The 4,482-nt window shown below is 61.8% G+C and carries 3 protein-coding genes and 1 pseudogene; 2 read left to right on the forward strand and 2 right to left on the reverse strand.

Annotated features, from left to right (window positions below):
* The coding region (locus WCA53_RS14380) for a TolC family protein (RefSeq protein ID WP_423911339.1) at positions 1-1,416 on the forward strand (1,416 nt) is incomplete at its 5' end.
* Positions 1,417-1,497: 81 nt separating this feature from the next.
* Here WCA53_RS14380 and WCA53_RS14385 read toward each other — a convergent pair.
* Positions 1,498-2,634 carry a Gfo/Idh/MocA family protein gene (locus tag WCA53_RS14385; protein WP_423911342.1) on the reverse strand — a complete coding sequence of 379 codons (1,137 nt, stop codon included), beginning with the start codon at positions 2,632-2,634 and terminating at the stop codon, positions 1,498-1,500.
* A gap of 125 nt (positions 2,635-2,759) precedes the next feature.
* On the reverse strand, positions 2,760-3,644 hold the full coding sequence (locus WCA53_RS14390) for a LysR substrate-binding domain-containing protein (protein ID WP_423911346.1): 885 nt from the start codon (positions 3,642-3,644) through the stop codon (positions 2,760-2,762).
* 274 nt (positions 3,645-3,918) lie between these two features.
* On the opposite strand from WCA53_RS14390, the pseudogene WCA53_RS14395 reads away from it, so the two are divergent.
* Positions 3,919-4,482, forward strand: a pseudogene (locus WCA53_RS14395) (alkene reductase); the annotation flags it as partial.

Raw genomic sequence — 4,482 nt, forward strand, 5'->3', positions numbered from 1 at the left:
GCGGCGGCCGGGTCGGCTAACTCGGCTAACTCAGCGGCCGCCGCGCGCGGCTACCCGTTGCCCGTCAATCCCGCACTCGCCGCCGTGCCCCCTCCGCCAGCGTTAGAGCAAGCGCATGCATACGGGCTACCCGAACTGATCGATCTGGCGGAATCGGAGAACCCGCTGACCCGCATCGCCTGGAACGACGCGCGCAATGTGGCGCTCGCGGCCGGCATCGCGAAGAGCGCCTATCTTCCGCAACTGTCGGTCGCGGCGATGGGACAGTACGCCGGCTTTCATGATTCGATCTCACCGGCATTCGGCGATTCGTCAGCCAGCGTGACGGGGCATGGCACGACTTCGGTGGTCGCGCTGCAATGGCTGCTGTTCGATTTTGGCGGACGGGCCGCGCGCGTCGAGGCCGCGTCGCAGGCATCGGTGATGGCGAACATCGGCTTCACCGCGGTCCATCAACAGGTCATTTTCGACGTCAGCGTCGCGTTCTATTCGTACCAGGCCGCGCGCGCCCGCATCGCCACGACGCAACAAGGCCTCAGTAATGCCAACGCAATCCTGGCTGCGGCACAGTCGCGCTACAAGCATGGCATCGGCACCGTGATCGAAGTGGCGCAGGCCAATCAGAATCGCGCGCAGGCCAAGCTCGCGCTAGTCCAGGCGCAGGGCGTCGAAAGCAACAGCTATCTCGCGCTGATCTCGGCGATGGGGATTTCTCCGCTGTCGAAGCCCAGGATCGCGGAGATGCCGGCGCACACCCTGCCGGCGCCGACCAGCGACTCGATCGAGCGGATCGTGTCGTCCGCCATCGCCCGCCGCCCGGACGTGTTGAGCGCCTATGCGGCCGAGCGGGTCAATCTGGCGAAAGTGAAGGCGGCCGAGTCGGACTTCATGCCGAAGGTATTCGTCTCGGCGACGGGAGCGTACAACACCGGCAGTTCGTCGATTTCGGCGGTGCCGGCCATCGGCCAGCAATTGCCGACGGTGAACCTGACCGGTGGCCGATACGGTGGCAGCGTGATAGTCGGCGTGACGATTCCGCTGTACGACGGCGGCTTACGATCCGCGGTGCTCGCGCAGGCGCGCAACGATGCCGACAGCGCGTCGACCCGTCTGACGCGAAACCGTGAAGAAGCGGTTCGGCAAATCGTTGCCGCGCAGAATATGCTGCAGACGAGTTTGGCCGCGCAGGCCGCTGCTAAAGAATTGCTGGCTGCGACCCAAACCACCTATGACGCCGCGTTCGGCGCCTACGCCCAAGGCGTCGGTTCGGTCACTGACGCGCTGCTCGCGCAGAATCAACTGCTGGCGGCGAAGAACGTGGACGCGGATAGTTACAGCAGTGCGTTGTCGGCCGCAGCGGCGCTTGCACTGGCGACGGGATCAGTCGAGTCGATTCCGATGCGTGACAACTGGTGAGGGCGCGCGGCGTGGCGGGTGCCCGTGCCGGCGCTCATGACCTGGACATCGCCCGAGGGATGGTCGAGCCATCTGTCCGGCTTACCCGGGCGAACTGAACGATAGTGGGACGCGCTGGCCCGTGCGATCCGATGCCACGATCTGGTCCATCAGTTCATGCATCCGGATCGCGTCCGCGAAGGTGGGCGCAAGCGACGAACCGGTCCTGACGTCACGCGCATGGGCGCAGTACAAGTTCGCCAACTCCTGAACACTCGCTCCGAGTTCACTTGGCGGCAGCGATTCATATTCCGCCGGAATAGTTATTTCGGTCAGAGGTTGTGCGTCACCCCTCGCGATTTCTATGCGATTGAAGATGTCGCCGAAACTGGTGGTGTTCGAGATTTTCAGATCGCCCTTGCTACCTGTAATGTCGAGTTGCACGCCGAAGTTATTGCGCTTTCCCGCCTCGAGATGGACCGTCAACACGGCGCCATTGGCGAAGGTCGCGGCCAGCACGACCTGGTCAGGGCTCGTGTGCGGCAGTGTTTCTCCGGTTTCCACCAGCGTGACTTCCTTGAACTGGTTGACAGTCAGGGCCGATAAGTTCTGCGGATAGCCCACCATCGTCGAAAACAAGGCATCCAGGAAATGGCCGCCGTAGATCGACAGCAGGCTGGAGAAGTTCTCTTCGGGGATCGTGTAGTAGAGCGAAGCAGGCCGTTCACGCTGGAAGTACTCTACGCTCACGTGCAGGCGCACTGAGCGTACTTCGCCGATCTCGCCCCGGTCCAGCAAATCGCGGACATAACGGTAGCCCGGATTGAGGCGCCGTTGCAGACCGACAATGGTGCGCACGCCCGCCTTGCCGGCCAGCGCAAGCAACTCCCTGGACAATGCGGTGCTTGGCGTCAGCGGCCACTCGCAGTACACGTCTTTACCCGCATCGATGGCGGCGCGGATGCCCTCTTCGTGCTGGAACGCGGGCGTCAACACGAGTACGAGATCGACTTCCGGATGCGACACCAGTTCCTGTAGCGAGGCAACCGCGTATTTGAATCCATGACGCGCGACCAGCGATGCCGCCTTTTCCTGCCTACGGCTGTACACAGCGGTCAGTTCATATTCCGGCAGCAGTTTCAGTGAAGGCAGGTGCCCATATTCCGACCAATGGCCGAGTCCAACGATGCCCACCCTGATTTTGCCGGAGCCTGTTGCCCGCCTGACGATACTGTTCACAAGAACTCTCCACGTTAAGGCTGTGCAGACCCTCTGCGCAGCAAGAGGGAGATAGTAGAGTTCAGGAGATTGGAGATAAACAGGCTGAGATTCCGATCATTTCGGACAGTTGAGTCCTCTCAGCTTTAGATTTGCAAATTCTGGCTGACGTAGTCGATGAAAACACGCAGCTTCGGCGACGCGTATCGGCTAGCCGGCCACAAGATCCAGAAGGTGACGGTCTGGTCGATGAAATCGTCGAGCACGATCTGTAACGCACCGCTCGCCAGTGCATCCCGCACGAGGAAGGTCGGCACGAAGACGAGACCTTTGTTCTGAAGCGCCAGGAAGGCCAGCATTTCGATGGTGTTGCTGACGAAGGTATGCGGCAACTCCGGCTCCGCTTCGGACGCCGCGAGCTGAAACGGCCAGCGCTCCAGCTTGCCGCTGGCGGGAAACCTATGCAGCAGACAGGCGTGTCGGACAAGCTCGGAAGGATGGATGGGTACCCCATGCTCCAGGAGATAGCCAGTTGAAGCGACCAGCACCTGCCCGCAGGACCCAAGGCGCCGCGATACCAGCCTCGAATCGTGCTGCTCGCCGGTGCGTATGACCGCATCGAAGCCCTCTTCGATGATATCCACCATGCGATCGGAGAGATCGACATCGAGTTCGATGTCCGGGTACTGCATCATGAAGCCATCGAGCGCCGGCATGATCAGCGCGGACAGTTGCGGTGTGCTGATCCGCAGCCTGCCGCGCGGACTTCCGGCGGCATCGGACAACTCGGCTTCCGCCGCTTCGACTTCGCCGAGGATGCGTCGGCAACGTTCCAGGAACAACGCCCCTTCGGCCGTAAGCGTGATGCTGCGCGTGCTGCGATGAAAGAGCCGCACGCCCAGCCGTTCCTCGGTGCGCGCAATGCTTTTGCCCACCGCTGAAGACGATACGCCGAGCAGACGTCCCGCCTCGGTAAAGCTGCGGGTTTCAGCCACCTGCACAAACATCGAAATACCGCTGAGGCTGTCCATCATCGCGTCCCTAGGCCGTTTAAAGACATATCTGTCCGATAACGCGGGTACCTTAGCCTTATTTTCTGATGCTCGCAAATGTCAGAAGTAACAGGCGAGCGCGGTGTTGGGCTCGACCCGTTTAGCACCGAACGACCCGATTGCGGACTTTGCTGTCCTATATATTCGGAACCTTAGCCTATTTTTCTTATCCCCGTCCGTCCATACACTTCTCCTCAAGGTCGAAAGGCCGCTGTTGATCAAACGTCACCAGCCACTCAATCTCGAGGAAATCATGTCCAAGCTTCATTCCACAGTCAAAGTTGGTCCTTACGAATTTTCCCATCGCGTCGTGCTGGCGCCGCTCACCCGCATGCGCGCCGAAGAAGGCGCCAAGCCCGGTCCGTTGATGGCCGAGTACTATGCCCAGCGCGCCTCGGAAGGCGGTTTGCTGATCGGTGAGGCCACCATCGCTGCACCCAACGGCAACGGCTACCTCGGTGCGCCGGGCCTCTACGACGACAGCCAGATCGCCGGCTGGAGGCAGGTGACGGATGCCGTACACGCCAAAGGCGGCCGCATCTTCCTGCAGCTGTATCACGCCGGGCGCCAGTCCAACAGCCAGTTGCAGCCGGGCGGCGTTCAGCCGGTAGCCCCCTCCGCCGTGCCGCACGGCGGCGTCGCTTACACGTAAGCAGGCTGGGTCCCGAACACGCCGAGCCGCGCGCTGACGATCCCCGAAATCGCCGAGCTTGTCGAAAGTTTCCGCACGGCTGCGGTTCGCGGCAAGGAGGCCGGCTTCGACGGCGTCGAACTGCACGCCGCCAATGGCTACCTGTTCGATCAGTTCCTTCAGGAC

It is taken from the genome of Caballeronia sp. (assembly GCF_049581465.1).
Lineage (GTDB): Bacteria > Pseudomonadota > Gammaproteobacteria > Burkholderiales > Burkholderiaceae > Caballeronia.

What these genes read in the sequence shown, in the direction of transcription:
- WCA53_RS14390 (WP_423911346.1), bottom strand. Translation starts at nt 3,644, where the DNA reads ATGGACAGCCTCAGCGGTATTTCGATGTTTGTGCAGGTGGCTGAAACC.